This is a genomic window from Geothrix sp. PMB-07, assembly GCF_030758935.1.
Lineage (GTDB): Bacteria > Acidobacteriota > Holophagae > Holophagales > Holophagaceae > Geothrix.
On the sequence record NZ_CP132333.1, the window covers coordinates 2,292,699 to 2,308,598 of the forward strand.

The 15,900-nt window shown below is 66.5% G+C and carries 14 protein-coding genes; 13 read left to right on the plus strand and 1 reads right to left on the minus strand.

What is annotated here, in order from left to right; translation table 11 throughout:
- Window positions 1-76 precede the first annotated feature (76 nt).
- A complete protein-coding gene (locus Q9293_RS10200) occupies window positions 77-2,188 on the minus strand; it encodes a prolyl oligopeptidase family protein (protein ID WP_306246075.1) in 2,112 nt (703 codons plus the stop codon).
- Between the two features lie 108 nt (window positions 2,189-2,296).
- On the opposite strand from Q9293_RS10200, the gene Q9293_RS10205 reads away from it, so the two are divergent.
- From Q9293_RS10205 to hisF, 13 genes are all read left to right on the plus strand, one after another.
- The gene (locus tag Q9293_RS10205; protein ID WP_306246077.1) at window positions 2,297-3,628 is read left to right on the plus strand and encodes a PhoH family protein; all 1,332 of its coding nucleotides are present in this window, start codon (window positions 2,297-2,299) and stop codon (window positions 3,626-3,628) included.
- A gap of 9 nt (window positions 3,629-3,637) precedes the next feature.
- Window positions 3,638-4,189, plus strand: coding sequence for a hypothetical protein (locus Q9293_RS10210; protein WP_306246079.1), 552 nt, complete (start codon window positions 3,638-3,640; stop codon window positions 4,187-4,189).
- A 45-nt stretch (window positions 4,190-4,234) separates the two neighbouring features.
- On the plus strand, window positions 4,235-5,434 hold the full coding sequence (gene tyrS / locus Q9293_RS10215) for a tyrosine--tRNA ligase (protein ID WP_306246081.1): 1,200 nt from the start codon (window positions 4,235-4,237) through the stop codon (window positions 5,432-5,434).
- Window positions 5,431-7,152, plus strand: coding sequence for a DUF4388 domain-containing protein (locus tag Q9293_RS10220; protein ID WP_306246083.1), 1,722 nt, complete (start codon window positions 5,431-5,433; stop codon window positions 7,150-7,152). The genes tyrS and Q9293_RS10220 overlap by 4 nt, the downstream gene beginning before the upstream one ends.
- A gap of 138 nt (window positions 7,153-7,290) precedes the next feature.
- A complete protein-coding gene (locus tag Q9293_RS10225; protein ID WP_306246085.1) occupies window positions 7,291-8,133 on the plus strand; it encodes a septal ring lytic transglycosylase RlpA family protein in 843 nt (280 codons plus the stop codon).
- Between the two features lie 64 nt (window positions 8,134-8,197).
- Window positions 8,198-8,902: an IspD/TarI family cytidylyltransferase gene (locus Q9293_RS10230; protein ID WP_306246087.1), complete on the plus strand. Its 705-nt coding sequence runs from the start codon at window positions 8,198-8,200 to the stop codon at window positions 8,900-8,902.
- 117 nt (window positions 8,903-9,019) lie between these two features.
- Entirely contained in the window at window positions 9,020-9,940 is a 921-nt protein-coding gene (gene lpxC, locus Q9293_RS10235; protein WP_306246089.1) for a UDP-3-O-acyl-N-acetylglucosamine deacetylase, read from the plus strand.
- 174 nt (window positions 9,941-10,114) lie between these two features.
- Complete coding sequence (gene hisD, locus Q9293_RS10240) at window positions 10,115-11,362, plus strand: histidinol dehydrogenase (protein WP_306246091.1); 1,248 nt, start codon at window positions 10,115-10,117, stop codon at window positions 11,360-11,362.
- Between the two features lie 83 nt (window positions 11,363-11,445).
- On the plus strand, window positions 11,446-13,209 hold the full coding sequence (locus Q9293_RS10245; RefSeq protein ID WP_306246093.1) for an aminotransferase class I/II-fold pyridoxal phosphate-dependent enzyme: 1,764 nt from the start codon (window positions 11,446-11,448) through the stop codon (window positions 13,207-13,209).
- Complete coding sequence (gene hisB / locus Q9293_RS10250; protein WP_306246095.1) at window positions 13,206-13,802, plus strand: imidazoleglycerol-phosphate dehydratase HisB; 597 nt, start codon at window positions 13,206-13,208, stop codon at window positions 13,800-13,802. The genes Q9293_RS10245 and hisB overlap by 4 nt, the downstream gene beginning before the upstream one ends.
- Window positions 13,799-14,443: an imidazole glycerol phosphate synthase subunit HisH gene (gene hisH / locus Q9293_RS10255; protein ID WP_306246097.1), complete on the plus strand. Its 645-nt coding sequence runs from the start codon at window positions 13,799-13,801 to the stop codon at window positions 14,441-14,443. The genes hisB and hisH overlap by 4 nt, the downstream gene beginning before the upstream one ends.
- Window positions 14,434-15,147, plus strand: a complete 714-nt coding sequence (locus tag Q9293_RS10260) for a 1-(5-phosphoribosyl)-5-[(5-phosphoribosylamino)methylideneamino] imidazole-4-carboxamide isomerase (protein ID WP_306246100.1) — start codon at window positions 14,434-14,436, stop codon at window positions 15,145-15,147. The genes hisH and Q9293_RS10260 overlap by 10 nt, the downstream gene beginning before the upstream one ends.
- Complete coding sequence (gene hisF, locus Q9293_RS10265) at window positions 15,147-15,899, plus strand: imidazole glycerol phosphate synthase subunit HisF (protein WP_306246102.1); 753 nt, start codon at window positions 15,147-15,149, stop codon at window positions 15,897-15,899. The genes Q9293_RS10260 and hisF overlap by 1 nt, the downstream gene beginning before the upstream one ends.
- Window position 15,900: the final 1 nt, after the last annotated feature.

A 15,900-nucleotide genomic window follows, 5' to 3' on the forward strand; every position in this document is an offset into this window, starting at 1 on the left:
AAGGTTCCTCCTGAGGACAGCGGTTCCCCAGGATACCTCGTTAGACTAGGCTGCCAAGGTTTTCCCGCTTCGGCCCTCAGGGTTTCAGGCCCAGGTGCTTCACCAAAAAGGCCAGCACATCGGCCCGTTCGGCGATCTGCTTGGCCGTGGGCTTGCCCGCGCCATGGCCTGCGCTGGTCTCGATGCGGGTGAGGATGGGCGCGGGCCCCGCCTGGGCGGCCTGGAGGGTGGCCGTGAACTTGTGGCTGTGGGCGGGCACCACACGGTCATCGTGATCCCCCGTGGTGACGAGGGTGGGCGGATACGTCACGCCGGGTTTGATGGTGTGCAGGGGCGAATACCTCATGAGAGTCTCGAAATCCTCCTTCGTTTCACTGCTGCCGTAATCACTCTTCCAGCCCCAGCCCAGGGTGAATTTGTGGAAGCGCAGCATGTCCATGACACCCACTTCAGGCACCGCCGCACCAAACAAATCGGGCCGCTGGGTGAGGCAGGCGCCGATGAGCAAGCCGCCGTTGCTGCCGCCGTTGATGGCCAGCTTCGGGGTGGAAGTCACTTTCTGCGCGATGAGCCACTCGGCAGCCGAGATGAAATCGTCGAAGACGTTCTGCTTCTTCTCCTTCCGGCCCGCGTCGTACCACTCCAGGCCGTACTCCCCGCCGCCCCGCAGATTGGCCAGGGCATAGACGCCGCCCATCTCCAGCCAGACCATGGTGGAGACGGAGAACCAGGGCGTCAGCGAGACGTTGAAGCCGCCGTACCCGTAAAGCAAGGTGGGATTCTGGCCGGCCAGCTTCAGGCCCTTCTTGTGCACAAGGAACATGGGGATCTTCGTGCCGTCCTTGCTGGGGTAGAAGACCTGCTTCACCTCGAAATCCGCGGGTTTGAAAGCCACTTTCGGTTCGCGGAAGACGCTGCTCTTCCCCGTTTTCAAATCCAGGCGATAGATGGTGCCCGGATAGGCGAAGCTGCCGAAGGTGTAGAAGGTTTCCGTATCCTCGCGGCGCCCGCCAAAGCCGCCTGCTGTGCCCAGGGCGGGCAAGGCGAGGTCGCCTGTCTTCCGACCCTTCAGATCGTAGAACTCGACAGCGGAGTGGGCATCGCGCATCCAGGTGGCGATGAAGCGGCCTCCCACCAGGGAGACCGACTCCAGCACATCCTTGCCCTTGGCCTGGGGGATGATCTCCTTCCACTGGGAAGGCTCGGTCTGGCCACGGCGGATGGCCACCAGGCGGTTGCGGGGCGCGCCCTGGTTCGTGCTGACGTAGAACAGGTCGCCCTCATTGTCGACGATGCCGTAGGCCGCGTCCATCTTGTCGAGGAGGGGTTCCACAGCAGCGCCGGGCTGGCTCAGGTCCTTGAGGAAGAGGCTGCTTTCCGGATTGGTGCCCTTGCCGCAGGAGATCACCAGCCAGCGGCCATCGTCGGTGACACTGCCGCCCAGGTACCACTCAGGCTGATCAGTCCTCTGGTAGACCAGTTCATCCGCACTCTGAGGCGTGCCCAGTCGGTGGAAGCAGAGCTGGTGGTTGTTGTTCACGCCGGTCAGCGCCCCGCCCTCCTTGGGGGCCTCGTAGCGGCTGTAGAAGAAGCCGCTGCCATCCTTCAGCCAGGAGGCGCCGCTGGCCTTGGACCAGCGGATTTCATCGGGCAGATCCTGGCCGGTGGCCACGTCGTGAACTTTCCAGGTCTGCCAGTCGGAGCCCGCCACGGACACGGAATAGGCCATGAGGCGGCCATCCAGCGTGAGGCTGATCCCGCTGAGGGCCACGGTGCCGTCCTGGCTCAAAGTGTTGGGATCCAGCAGCACGCGCCCCTTGGCCTTGGGATCGTCGCTGACGAAGAGCACGGATTGGTTCTGCAGGCCGGTGTTGTAGGAATAGAAATAGCGCTTGCCGCGCTTGAAAGGGGCGCTGAATTTTTCAAAATCCCAGAGCTTCGTGAGCCTCGCCTGGATTTTGGCCCGGCCTGGAATCTGCTCCAGATAGCCGAAGGTGACCTTGTTCTGGGCCTCCACCCAGGCCTTGGTCTCCGCGCTGTTGTCGTCCTCCAGCCAGCGGTAGGGATCGGCCACCTTGGTGCCGAAGAAGTCTTCCACCACATCGGCTTTGCGGGTGACGGGGTAGCTCAGGGGCGTCTGGGCCGAAAGGGCGGTTCCAAGGGCGATGACCATGGGAAGGATCCTCATTGGATGATCTCCTGACGGGGAGCCATCTTCCCACCACCGGGTGCTCAAGCCTAGCCGTGCAAGGGGGCGCGCTTGGTGGTAGGGTGCCTCCATCCCTGGAGGTTTGATTTGGTCCCACCATCCAGCAAGAAAGTCTTCGTCCTGGATACGAACGTCCTCCTGCACGATCCGAATTCCATCCTCCACTTCCAGGAACACGATGTGGTGCTGCCCATCGTGGTGATCGAGGAAGTCGACCATTTCAAAAAGGATCAGACCGAGGTTGGCCGCAACGCGCGCACGGTCTCCCGCCTGCTGGACAAGCTGCGCGCCACCGGCAGCCTCAGCCGGGGCGTCCCCCTGGGCGGCGGTGGCACGCTCAAGGTGGACGTGGCCGCCCACAACCTCGACATCGGCATCCTGTCCGCGGACAAGCACAAGGCCGACAACCAGATTCTGGCCTGCGCCCGGGAGCTGCTGCACACCTGCAAGGACCGCGTGGTCCTGGTCTCCAAGGACACGAACCTCCGCATCAAGGCCGATGCCATCGGCGTCCAGGCCGAGGACTACACCACCGACCGCGTGGAGATGGATGAGCTCTACACCGGCCACAAGACCTGGGAGGTGGAGCCCACCAAGATCGACCTGCTCTACGACGGCGGCCTGAAGCCGGACGCGGAACTGTCCCTCTTCCCCAACCAGTATCTGACCCTGGTGGACCAGACCAATCCCAGCCACACGGCCCTGGCCCGGTTCATGGCTGCTGAGGGCCTGCTGCGCCCCCTGCGGCGCATGGAGTCCTATCCCTGGGGCATCAAGCCCCGCAACCGTGAGCAGCAGTTCGCGCTTGAACTTCTGCTGGATCCCACGGTGCAGGTGGTCACGCTCCTGGGCAAGGCGGGCACCGGCAAGACCCTGCTGGCCATCGCCGCCGGGCTGCAGCAGGTGGTGGATGACGAATCCTACGACAAGATCCTGGTGAGCCGTCCCGTCATGCCCATGGGCCGCGACCTGGGTTACCTGCCGGGCGACATCAGCGAAAAATTGCGGCCCTACATGCAGCCCATCTACGACAACCTCGAGTTCATCGTGGGGGCCAACACCGAAGCCCGGAAGCGCACCACCATGACCGCGGGCCAGCTGGAAGAGGCCGGGTATCTCAGCGTCGAGCCCCTCACCTACATCCGCGGCCGCAGCATCCCCAAGCAGTATCTGGTGGTGGACGAAGCCCAGAACCTCACGCCCCACGAGGTAAAGACCATCCTCACCCGTGCGGGCGAAGGCACCAAGGTGATCTTCACCGGCGATCCGCACCAGATCGACAACCCCTATGTGGATGCCAGCACCAACGGCCTCAGCTTCCTGGCCGAACACTTCAAGCACCTCGACATCTCCGGCCACGTCACCCTGCAGAAGGGCGAGCGCAGCAAGCTGGCCGAGCTGGCGAGCAACCTCCTCTAGGAGCCTGCCATGGCTGATTCTTCCTGGGATAACGGCGGTCAGGGCGTTCCCGTCAAGACGGGCATGCCCCTCTGGGTGAAGATCACCATGGGCTGCGGGGTGGCCTTCCTCCTCGCGGTTGTCACCTGCGTGGGGGCGGGTGCCTTCTTCGTCAACAAGGTCAAGAAGGATCCCGAAGGCTTCAAGAAGCAGGTGCTGGGCTTCGCCATCGACAAGATGAAGCCCGAATGGGAGGACTTCCGGGCCGTGGTGAATCAGCTGCGAACCCCGGCCGGCTGTCAGGCCCTGTACACCGCCAATCCGGAACTGGCCAAGACCTGGCCCACTGAAAAAGCCTTCCTGGAGGCCGCTGAAGGCTGGCGGAAGGACCTGGCCCCCACGCCTGAACTGACGCCGGAGCTCATGGAGCACCACGGCCTGCGCATGAACAAGAACTACGGCGGTCGGGTGGAAGTGGGCTGGAGTCCCAAGGAGGGCCGGGCCGTCTGCGTCACCTTCGACCGGGCCCGCCTGCCCGGAGACACCGGCCCCCGGCACGTGCTCGAACTGGACGTTCGCTAGCCCTTCCGCATTGAGCCTGCGCGGTTTTTCCGCCAAGATGCAGTTATGACTGCAGCTTCTGGATCCGTATCTGATGCCCTGGCCCTGCTCACGAAGGGCACGGTGACCTGCCACAAAATCGAGCAATTGGAAGCGAGGCTCAAGGAAGGCCGCCCCCTGCGGATCAAGGCGGGCTTTGATCCCACGGCCCCGGACCTGCATCTGGGCCACGGTGTGCTCATCCGCAAAATGGCGCAGTTCCAGAAGCTGGGCCATGAAGTGACCTTCCTCATCGGCGATTTCACGGGCCTCATCGGCGACCCCACGGGCAAGAAGGCCACTCGCCCGCCCCTCACCCGGGAAGAGGTGCTGGCCAACGCCGAAACCTACAAGGCGCAGGTCTTCAAGATTCTCGATCCAGAAAAGACCAAGGTCCGCTTCAACAGCGAGTGGCTGGGCAGCATGGTGGGCGAAGGGTGGATCCGCCTGGCCTCACGGTTCACCGTGGCCCAGATGCTGGAGCGCAACGATTTCGCCAAGCGCATGGAAGCCCGCGAGCCCATCGCCCTGCACGAACTGCTCTACCCCCTCACGCAGGCCTATGATTCCGTGGCCCTCCAGGCGGACGTGGAACTGGGCGGCAACGACCAGCTGTTCAACCTCATGCAGGGCCGCATCCTCCAGGAGGCCTCGGGCCAGAAGCCCCAGGTGGTCCTCACGGTACCGCTGCTGCTGGGCCTGGACGGCGTCGAGAAGATGTCCAAGTCGCTCGGCAACTACATCGGCTTCATGGAGGATCCAGACACCCAGTTCGGCAAGGCCATGAGCGTGAGCGACAGCCTCATGTGGGACTGGTATCTGCTGCTGACAGACAAGCTCCCCGCAGCCATCGAAGCCCTCAAACAGGGCCACCCCATGGACGCCAAGAAGGCACTGGCCCGCCAGATCGTGGCTGATTTCCACGGCCCGGCCGCCGGCCAGGAGGCCGAGGAACGCTGGATCAAACGCTTCTCGGAGCGCAGCCAGGAGCAGGCCCCCGAGGTGGCGGTCGCCGCCACGGAGGGCGAGGTCCAGCTGTCCCGCCTGCTGGTGGACCGTGGGCTGGCCGCCAGCCGCAAGGAGGCCGACCGGCTCATCAGCCAGGGCGCCGTGAGCCTGGATGGGCAGAAGGTCGGTGATGCCTCCCTGCGTCTGGCCCTGCAGCCCGGACAATCGCTGTTGGTGAAGGTAGGCAAACTCAAGCTCGAGCGATGGGTGGTCACATGAGCCTTCCGGCCCTCAAGGATCTCTTCGCCCGGCACCGGGCGCGCGCCACAGGCCTGTGGCGGCTGGGCCAGGAGCTCAACCGGACCGTGTTCATGGAGGCGGGCGATATCGTCTTCGCCGCCAGCACCCACCCCCTGGACCGCCTGACCCACCTGCTGGTGGAGCGCGGAAAGATCACCCAGGCCCAGCTGGACTACGCCATGGCCAGCCTCAACCCGGCCATGTCCATCGGCAAGAACCTCATCGAAATGGGCTTCATCACCCAGCGCGACCTGCTGGACGTGGCCCGTGCCCAGGTGGAGCGAGTGGTTTGGGCCTGCATGGCCAATACCGATCAAGTGCCGGTCTTCGAGGAGAAGGATCTCGATGCCACCACCGTCCGCCTGCCTTTCGACACCGCCGCCATGCTGCTGTCCGGGGTGCTGAACCTGGTGGACCGGGAGCGGGTGCTGGAGGAACTCGGCCCCCTCAACCAGGTGGTGGTTCTGGAGGGCCGCCGCCACCAGGAACTGAACCTGCCGCCGGATCTGGCCAAGCTGCCCGCCATGCTGGATGGCAGCCGCACCCTGATGGAGCTGAGCCGCGAAACGGCGGTGGAGCCCTTCCGGCTGGGAGCTTTCATCTTGTTCCTCCGGGAAATGGGCTGGGCCCGGCTCCACGAGCTCCCCCCCCTGGACCGGCGGGCCCTGGAGCTGGCCCTGGATCCACCAGAACCAGCCCAAACCACCCCCGCTCTCCCCGATCCCGCTCCGGCGCCCCAGCCTTCCCTTTTCGCCGAGATCCACGCCAGCCAGCACCCCACCACCAACCTGGAGCACCTGTCCGAGGCCCTGGACCAGTTGGGCCCAGAAGACGAACTGGAGGACCCCTTCCCTCCCACGCCCGCTCCCGAACCCGGGGCCCACCCCTTCCTCCCGGCCGAACCAGCGCTGCCCATCTCCCACGAGGCGGAGGGAACCACCGAAACCCTGGAGCCGCCCAAGGCAGAGGCCGATGGGGCCAAACCTTCCAAAGCGGTCTTGATCCTGGCGGCCCTGCTGGCTTTGGCGGTGGGTTCCTGGGCCGGCATCAGTTGGCTGCGTCGGCACCGGTCCACTGCTCCTATCCCCAAAGCCCCTGAAACTGCCTCACTGATCAAACCCAGCCCCAAACCTGTCGTCGCCGTTCAGCCTTCCCCTGCTCCGCCAAACCCGGAGACGGTCAAACCCGCACCTGAGTCAGAGAAAACGCCTGAACCGAAGCCTGAGCCCAAGCCCGAGTCCAAACCGGAGACCAAGCGGACCGCACCTGAACCTGCCAAGTCAGCCCCCCCAGCACCTGCCAAGCCCACGCCCCCACCACCTAAACCGGAACCAGCCGCCACGCCCTCGCGTGGAGAGCGCCTCCAGGCCATCGTTCAAGGTGACATGAAGCGCGCGGTGGCCCAGGGCAGCGCCCAGCGCAAGGCCATCCAGGGCCGCTGGACCCTCCGGCTGGAGATCGCCTGCCAGACCAACACCGTCCAGCATGCCGCGGACCTGCTCAAGACCCAGGACCCTGACCTGTTCCTGGTCCCCATGGTCATGCGGGATGGCCGCACCTGTTACCAGATCTTCTTCGGCTCCTATGGTTCCGAAGCCGCGGCCCGGGCCGCGGCCAAGAAGCTGCCCCCACCCTTCCTGGCCGAGGGGAACCGTCCGAAACCCTTCCGGGCTGCCCAGATTCCCGACCGTCAATAGCTTTTTGCAAATAGAACAACCACAGGGTATATGCCTATTCGCATGACCGCTCCTTTACAAAAGGTCTAATCTCGTTCATACTTAATATGTATACGAGATGGTTCATTTAATAGAACCAACTGATCTTTGTGGAGTCCGATGCTGTCCCCCTTTCACCCCACCAATTGGAGTCAGGCCTGTGCGTCGTGGATCCACGAGATCCACATCGCCTTCGACCCTCCAGTCCCGGTGGAGCCTGGCAAGGGCGGCTTCCTGCGCCTGATGCGCTGGAGCACGCCCCGGGTCGCCGGTCTGGTCATCCTCAGCTTCACCCTCCACTGCACCCGCCCCCCGGCCTACACGCCCGCCACGAACACCTCGCGCAGTGGCGGCACAAGCCTGGGTGCCCAGGCCTATGTGGAAGAGGGCATGGCCAGCTGGTACGGCGGCAATGATGATGGATTCGCTGGCCGACCGACTGCCAGCGGGGAAATTTTCGACCCCGAGCAGTACACCTGCGCCCATCGCACCCTCCCCTTGGGCAGCTTCGTGGAGGTTGAGAACCTCGACAACCACCGGCGTGCGGTCCTCCGGGTGAATGATCGAGGGCCGTTCATCAAGGGGCGGATTCTTGATCTCTCCAAGCGGGGCGCCCAGGATCTGGGCATCCTCGGCCATGGCACTTCCCGTGTCAGGCTGCGTTCGGTGGATGCCATGGGCCTTCCCACCGCCCTCGATCCCGCTGCCTCCCAGGCCGACCCCTTTGTTGTACAGGTGGCCTCGCTTTCGGATCCCAAAAACATCGATGCACTTACACGCGAACTTGAAAACACCTTCGGCGTGGTGTCTCTGCAAAGTGCCGTGGCTCGCAATGGTCAGGCCGTGAAGCGCGTTCGTGTGGGCAGCTACACCACCCGCCAAGACGCCGAGCAGGCCGCCGAACAGATCGCCAAACTCCTGAAGGACCGCGGTGTCGAACCCTTCATCACCCGCCAGCACTGACATGATCCGGGGGGGACCACCTACTCGCTCTGATCGCGATGTCCCCCCCGGAACCCCCCACGCGGTGCCCGGGCAGAGCCCGTTCACCACGTCTGACCCCCTGCGCCCCTTCCTGGTGATTCCGGCCGGGGGACGCGGGCTGCGCATGGGTGGCGGACTGCCCAAACAGTTTCGAGACTGGGATGGCCGCCCCCTCCTCCAGGTCACAGTTGAAGCCTTTTTGGCACCCGGCATGCCGCAACTCGCCGGCATCGCTCTGGCCGTGCCCGAGTCGCACCTGGAAGAAGCGCGCAGCTGGTCCTTCCAGGTGCCCTGTACGGTGGTGCCCGGCGGAGACACCCGCCAGGAATCCGTGTGGCTGGCCCTGCGGACCCTGCCCAACCTTCCCCTGGCGCCCGTGATGATCCACGATGCCGTGCGCCCCTTCCCCCCCGCCGCCCCGCTCTGGGAGGCCCTGGAAGCCCTCAATCGCTATGACGGTGTTCTGCTCGGAGAACCTTCCACCGACACCCTCAAACGGGTAGACTCCCTGGGCCGGGTGCTGCGAACCGAACCGCGGGAGGAATTCTTCCGGGCCCAGACGCCTCAGATCGCCCGCCTCGGTACCTGGCTTCAAGCTTTCCAATCGGCACATGAAGCAGGTTTTACGGGCACGGACGACGTGGCCCTGCTGGAGCGCCTGAGTCTGGCCGTGAAACTCATCCCCAGTCCCAGTTCCAACCTGAAGCTCACCACCCCCGAGGATTGGGAGCGCTCCCGGCCCCACTGACCACAGTGTGTGGTGACAGCGGCCACAGCATGTTGCCAATCATTAATATTTAAATCTTGAAATAATTTGAATAATCATATGGCATAGAAATGGCTTGAAGACCTGCGAGGATGCACCATGCCCCGCAGCACCACGCCCCAGACCCTGAGCCGCGAGATCACCATCTCGGGTCACGGTCTGCACGGCAACCGGCCCTGCACGGTCCGGCTGGTGCCCGTATCCAAGGCTTCAGGCTTGGTCTTCGTGCACACCCCCACGGGAACTGAAATCCCCGCCAAGGCCGACCTCGCGGGTGATCTGGTACTGTCCACCACTCTGGTGAAGGATGGTGTCCGCCTCCAGACCATCGAGCATCTCCTTTCCGCCCTCACCGGCCTGGAAGTTGAGCACCTCCGCATCGAAGTGGATGCCGAGGAACTGCCCATCCTCGATGGCAGCGCCGCCCCCTGGGTGGACGCCATCCTGCAGGCAGGCGTGAAGGGGCTGGAAGGCCGCCGCCGCTTCATGAAGATCACCCAGCCCGTGGAAGTGCGGAACGGTGACCGCTGGATCCGCGCCCTGCCCTTCGACGGCCTGCGTCTCCGCTACGTCATCGATTTCCCCATTCCCGCCCTGGGCCGCCAGAGCCGTGAGCTGAGCCTCACCCCCGAGAAGTACCGCCGGGAGCTGGGTGCCGCCCGCACCTTCTGCCTGGCCCAGGAAATCGACATGATGCGCGCCCGGGGTCTGGCCCTCGGCGGCAGCCTGGACAACGCGGTGGTCTTCGGTGCCGATGGCCCTCTGAACGAATCCCTCCGCTTTGAAGACGAAGCCGTGCGCCACAAAATGCTCGACCTGGTGGGCGACCTGGCCCTGCTGGGCGCGCCGCTGCTGGGTCTGGTCGAGGCTCACGCCGCTGGCCATGCCATGCACGTGGCCCTGGCCCAGGCCATCCTGGCCAACCCCAGCCACTGGGAGTGGACCGAGGACGCCGAGCCCGCCAACGTGCGGTTCTTCTTCCAGCCTTCTGAGCTCAGCATCGCCGCCCAACCGGCCTGATCGCGATTGCCCTTGGGCACGATTCAGGATTTGCGGTTGCGGTTCACGGCATGATGCTGGCAGTCTGGTCCCTTCACCTTCGAGGTGCACAGGTGTTACTTCATCTCCATCCATGACCTGATCGACCGGGCGGACCTGCCCGGATGGGTGGCCTCCCTGGCCAGGAACAAGGAGATGGAAGCGGATACCCAGCAGGCCGTGTCGGCCATCCTGGCTGACGTGCGCCTCCGGGGGTTGGCAGCGGTCCGGGATTGGACCGGGCGCCTGGATGGGGTCCAGCTGGAGCCCTCGGCCCTGCGGTTCCCCGTGTCGACCCTGGAAGCTGCCCGCCTGCACCTGGACCAGACTCAGCCCGACCTCATGGCCGCCCTTCGGGAACTCATTGCCAACGTGCGCCGCTTCGCCGAAGGCCAGCGCCGCAGCCTGCTGGATCTGGAGCTGCCCCTGCCCGGCGGCGGCACGGTGGGCGAGCGCTGGTGCCCCTTGCAGACGGCCGGGGTCTACATCCCCGGCGGACGGGCCTTCTATCCTTCCACCTTGGCCATGACCGTCATCCCTGCCCAGGTGAGTGGCGTGGCACGCATCGTCGGCGTCACGCCGCCCAAACCTCAGCCCACCCTGCCTGGCGCCTGGGGCGTGGATCCCCTGGTGCTGGCCTGCGCCGCGGAACTGGGCCTCACCGAGCTGTATCCGTTCGGCGGCGCCCAGGCCCTCGGCTGGCTGGCCCACGGCGAGCCCGCGGTGGATCTCATCGCCGGGCCCGGCAACCGCTTTGTGGCCGAAGCCAAGCGCCAGCTCATCGGCACCTGCGGGATCGATTCTCTGGCTGGGCCCACGGAGCTGCTGGTGATCGCCGATGGCAGCGCCGACCCCACCTGGCTGGCCGAGGATCTCATGGCCCAGGCCGAGCACGATCCCGATGCCGCCGCCGTCCTGGTGAGCGAAGACCGGGCCCTGCTCGAAGCCGTGGCCGCAGAGCTGCAAACCCGCACCGACGCTTCACCCCGCCGAGCCATCCTCGAACAGAGCCTGGCCAACCATGGGCGCCTCGTTTGCGCCAACCGCGAACTGACCATCGCCCTCGCCCAAACCTGGGCCCCGGAGCACCTGGAGCTTTGCGTTGCAGATGCGGACGCCTGGCTGCCCCACCTCACCACCGCAGGCGCCCTGTTCATCGGCAGTGCCAGCGCCGAGGCCTTCGGCGACTATGGCGCGGGCCCCAACCACGTGCTGCCCACGGATCGCAGCGCCCGCTACGCCAGCCCCCTGGGCGTGGCCACCTTCCTGAAGCGACAGAGCCTCCTCCGCCTGGCACCCGCGGACGCCGCGGCCATGGCCCCCTGGGTGAAACGCCTGGCCGAAGCCGAAGGCCTCACCCACCACGGCCGCAGCGCCGCCCTTCGCGGCCACCATCATCTCTAGGGAACGCCCGTTGCACCGGCGTTCCGCTTCGCTTCTCTCCCCAGGAAGCCTGGTTTCCTCCTACCCTCATGTCGAGTCCATCCATGTCGCTGCTTCGCCCTGACCTGTCCGACCTGCCCGCCTACCAGCGGCCTCCCGAGCCCTCCGGCGGCGTACGCCTGCACATGAACGAACCGGCCCAGGACTGGCCCCGGGAAGCCAAGGAGGCTCTGCTGGCGCGGCTCCGCGACCTGCCCTTCCACCAGTATCCCGAGCGTCAGGCCGAGCTCACGGAAAGGCTGGGCCGACGCCTGGGGGTACCCGAAGGTGGCCTGCTGCTGGGTCCGTCTTCTGGGGCGCTGCTGGATCTGGTGGCCATGGCCGGGCTGAGCGCGGGAGACACCGTGGCCATCCCCGAGCCCGGCTTCAGCCTCTACCCCATGTTGGTGCGGCGCCACGGCGGGCGCGTGCGCCTGGTGCCCCAGGGCACGGGCTTTCCCCTGGAGCCCTGGTTCGCAGCCCTGGATTGCCGACAGATCTGGCTGACGCTGCCGAACAATCCCACCGGCGCCTGGCTTTCGCCCGAAGAACTGGAGCCCCTGCTGGCGGCCATCGCCGCGCGGCCCAACCCACCCCTGGTGGTGCTGGACGAGGCCTACGCGGAGTTCGCCCCCGCCACCCACCGCCTGGCCGTGGACCGCTATCCCAACCTGCTCCTGCTGCGCACCTTCAGCAAGGCCCTCGCCTCCGCCGCCTGGCGCATCGGCTATCTGGTGGGAGATCCCACGCTGGTGGCCAAACTCGCCACGCTGCAGCTGCCCTATTCCCTGCCTTCGGCCAGCCTTGAAGCGCTGGATGTGGCTTTGGATTTCGCGGCGGATTTCGAGGCGGCCGTGCGCGCCGTGCCCGAGCGCCGCGACCGTTTCGCCACGGCCCTGACCAGCTATCAGGCTGCACCCAGCGCGGGCAACTTCCTGCACATCTCACCGGATCCCTCCTCAGCCCTTGAAGCCGCGGGCCTGAAGGCCCGCCGCCTGCCCGGCACCGACGCGGCGCGTGTCACCGTGGGCACCGAAGCTGACACCGCCCATGCGGCTTCGGCCCTGGGCGCCACCCTGCCCCCGCCAGCGCCCCGGCCTCGACGCAGGCTGCTGGTGCTGGACATCGACGGCGTGCTCATCGACGCGGGCCGCAGCTTCATGGATTCCGTGGCTCGGGCCCTGGCGGAGCTGCGCCCGGCGCTGCCCTGGTCCGACGACACCTTCCAGGCCTTCAAGCGGCTAGGCGGCTTCAACAATGATTTCCGACTCACGGCAGGGGCCCTGGCCCTGACGGAACGACATGGGGATGTGGATCTCCGGCCCCTGCTGGAAAGCGCCAGAGGCCGCGGCTTTCCCGAGCTCGAGCCGCGCATGCAGGCGCTCGAGCCCATCGCCCAGGGGGTGGTGCAGAAGCATTACGCGGACACCATCCACAGTGAGCGGCCCACGGTGACGCTGACGGAGCTCCGCAGCACCGGCTGGGATCTGGCCGTGCTGACGGGCCGTCCTCCCGACGAGCTGGAATTGGCCTGGCAGGTGCTCGGCTTCAAGTTGCCCGCGGTCTGCGACGCCGCTCCCCACCTGCGCAAACCGGAACCGGCGGGCCTGCTGCAACTGGCCGATGCCTTCCGCGCCGAGGATATCGTTTTCGCCGGCGACACCATCGATGACGCCCGGTGCCTCCGAGCTGCTGCGGCGCTGCGTCCCGAACTGCGGTGGCGCTTCGCGGCCATCGGTCCCGACCGCGCCCACTTCGCCGCGCCCCAGGACCTTTCCTTCGCCGGGCTTCGCGAATGCCTGCCCGTGTTGACTCAGGAGCTGCCATGAGGACCGCCACCATTCAGCGCGCCACCGCGGAAACCGAGGTGAAGCTCAGCCTAGGTCTTGATGGGGGCCCCGATGGGGGCGAAGCCCGCATTCACACGGGCCTGGGCTACTTCGATCACATGCTCATGCAATTGGCCCGGCACGGCGGCTTCGCGCTCGACGTAGAGGCCACGGGCGATCTGCCCGTGGACAGCCACCACCTGGTGGAGGATGTGGGCCTCTGCCTGGGCGACGCGCTGAAGCAGGCCCTGGGCGAACGTCGCGGCCTGGTGCGCTTCGCCCACGCCTACGTGCCGCTGGACGAGGCCCTCGCCCGGGTGGTGGTGGATCTCTCCGGCCGTCCCTGGTGCGAATTCCACGCCGACCTTCCCCCCATCATTCTCGGCGATGGGTTCCAGGTGGAGATGGTCCGGGAATTCTTCGTGGCCCTGGCCATGCGCGGTGGCCTCGCCATCCACGCCGATCTGCTGCGCGGCGTGAACACCCATCACAAGGTCGAGGCCCTGTTCAAGGCCCTGGCCAAGGCCCTGCGCCAGGCCACGCGCATCGAAGGCAGCGAGCTGCCCTCCACCAAGGGAACCCTCTCCGCATGAGCGAGACTGACGTCATCACCCTGATCGACTACGACGCCGGCAACCTGGCCTCACTGGAGGGCGCCCTGGATCGCCTGGGCCTGCCCTACCAGCGGGCCGCCACACCGGATGGCATTGCGCCCGGCGGCCCCATCATCCTGCCGGGCGTGGGCCACTTTGAAGCGGCGCAGCGCTCCCTCCGCGACCGCGGCTGGTGGCGCCTGCTGCCCACCCTCGTGGCCGAGGGCCGGCCCCTGCTGGGCATCTGCCTGGGCCTTCAACTGCTGGCCGAAGGCAGCGAAGAAGCGCCCCGCGCCTCGGGGCTCGGCCTCATTCCAGGCCTCGTGCGCCGCCTGGGCCCCGGCGTGAAGGTGCCCCACATGGGCTGGAGCCAGGTGAGCGAACACCACATGCATCCCGCGCTGCCGGATCTCGACCGTGCCTGGCTCTACTTCGTCCACAGCTACGCGCTGGAACCCACCGTGGAAACAATCTGTATCGCCGAGCACGGGCGGCCCTTCGCGGCCATCCAGGCCCGGGGGCTGGTGCTGGGCTTCCAGGCGCACCCGGAGAAATCGGGCGAGGCGGGCCTGTCCATGCTGAAGTCCACGCTCGCCTGGATGGGCGTGGCGGCGCCCGCACCGGAGGTACCGTGCAACTGATCCCCAGCCTCGACCTCATGCAGGGCCGCCTCGTGCGGCTGCGCCACGGCGATCCCAGCCAGGCGACCTTCTACGATCTCGATCCCGAAGCCTGGATCGCCAGCCTCGTCGAGGCTGGGGCCCGCCGCATCCACCTGGTGGATCTGGATGGCGCCTTCGGCCGCCCGCGCCAAGGCCGCTTCACGGAGTTCCCAGCGCGCTTTCCCCAGGTCCGCTTCCAGGTGGGCGGTGGGTTGCGCGACCGCATGGCCATTGAGGAGGTGCTGGCCCTGGGTTTCGATGCCGTGGTGGGCACCCTCGCCGTGGAGCAGCCTTCCGCCCTGCGCGGACTGCCCGGCAGCCACCTCATCGCCGCCCTGGATTTGAAGGGGGATCGCATCGTCACCCGCGGCTGGCAGGCCTCCAGCGAATGCGCGTCGACCGATGTCTTCGAGGCCCTGCTCAGTCTGGGTTTCCACCGCGCCCTGGTCACCGACGTCAGCCGTGACGGAACGCTGGAAGGCCCTGGGCTCGAGGCCGCCGCCTGGGTGGCCCGCGAGGGTTTCCAGGTGCAGGCCTCTGGCGGCGTGAAGGCTCTGGCGGATCTCAAGCCCCTGGCCCTCCTCCCCGGCGTGGTGGGCGCCATCAGCGGCAAGGCCCTCATGGAAGGCTTCATCCCCCTGGATGATCCGCGCACGCGCGCGGCGCTGGAAGGAGTGTCCTGATGCCTGCCAAGCGCATCATCCCCTGCCTGGATGTGAAGCAGGGCCGCGTCGTGAAGGGCGTGCAGTTCAAGGATCTCCGCGATCTGGGCAACCCTGTGCAGTTGGCCCGCCGCTACGATGCCGAGGGCGCGGATGAACTGGTGTTCCTGGACATCGCCGCCTCCATCGAGAACCGCGGCACCCGCGAAGCCTGGGTGCGCGAGGTGGCCCACGAACTCAGCATTCCCTTCACGGTGGGTGGCGGCGTCTCCCACGTGGAGGATGCCCGCAGTCTGCTGCGTGCCGGTGCCGACAAGGTGGCCGTGAACACCGCGGCCGCGCTGCGCCCCGCCCTGGTGCGCGAACTGGCCGAGGCCTTCGGCCGCCAGTGCGTGGTGGCGGCGGTGGATGTGAAGCGCGATGCGGCTCTGGGCTGGCGGGTCTACCTGAAGGGCGGCACAGAGCCCACGGAGCGCTCGGCCCAGGATTGGCTGTGGGAGCTGAGCGAGCTCGGTGCCGGGGAGATTTTGCTTACGTCCATGGATCGCGACGGCACGGGCGAGGGCTTCGACATCCCGCTGCTCGACCTCGCTTCCAAGCTGCCCATCCCCCTCATCGCTTCCGGCGGCGCGGGCCGGGAGATCCACTTCCTGGAAGCCCTGGAGCACGGCGCCGATGCGGTGCTGGCCGCCACCCTCTTCCATGAAGGCATCCTGTCCATCTCCCAGCTCAAGGCCTACCTGGCCCACAACGACCTTTCCGTACGGATCTGAC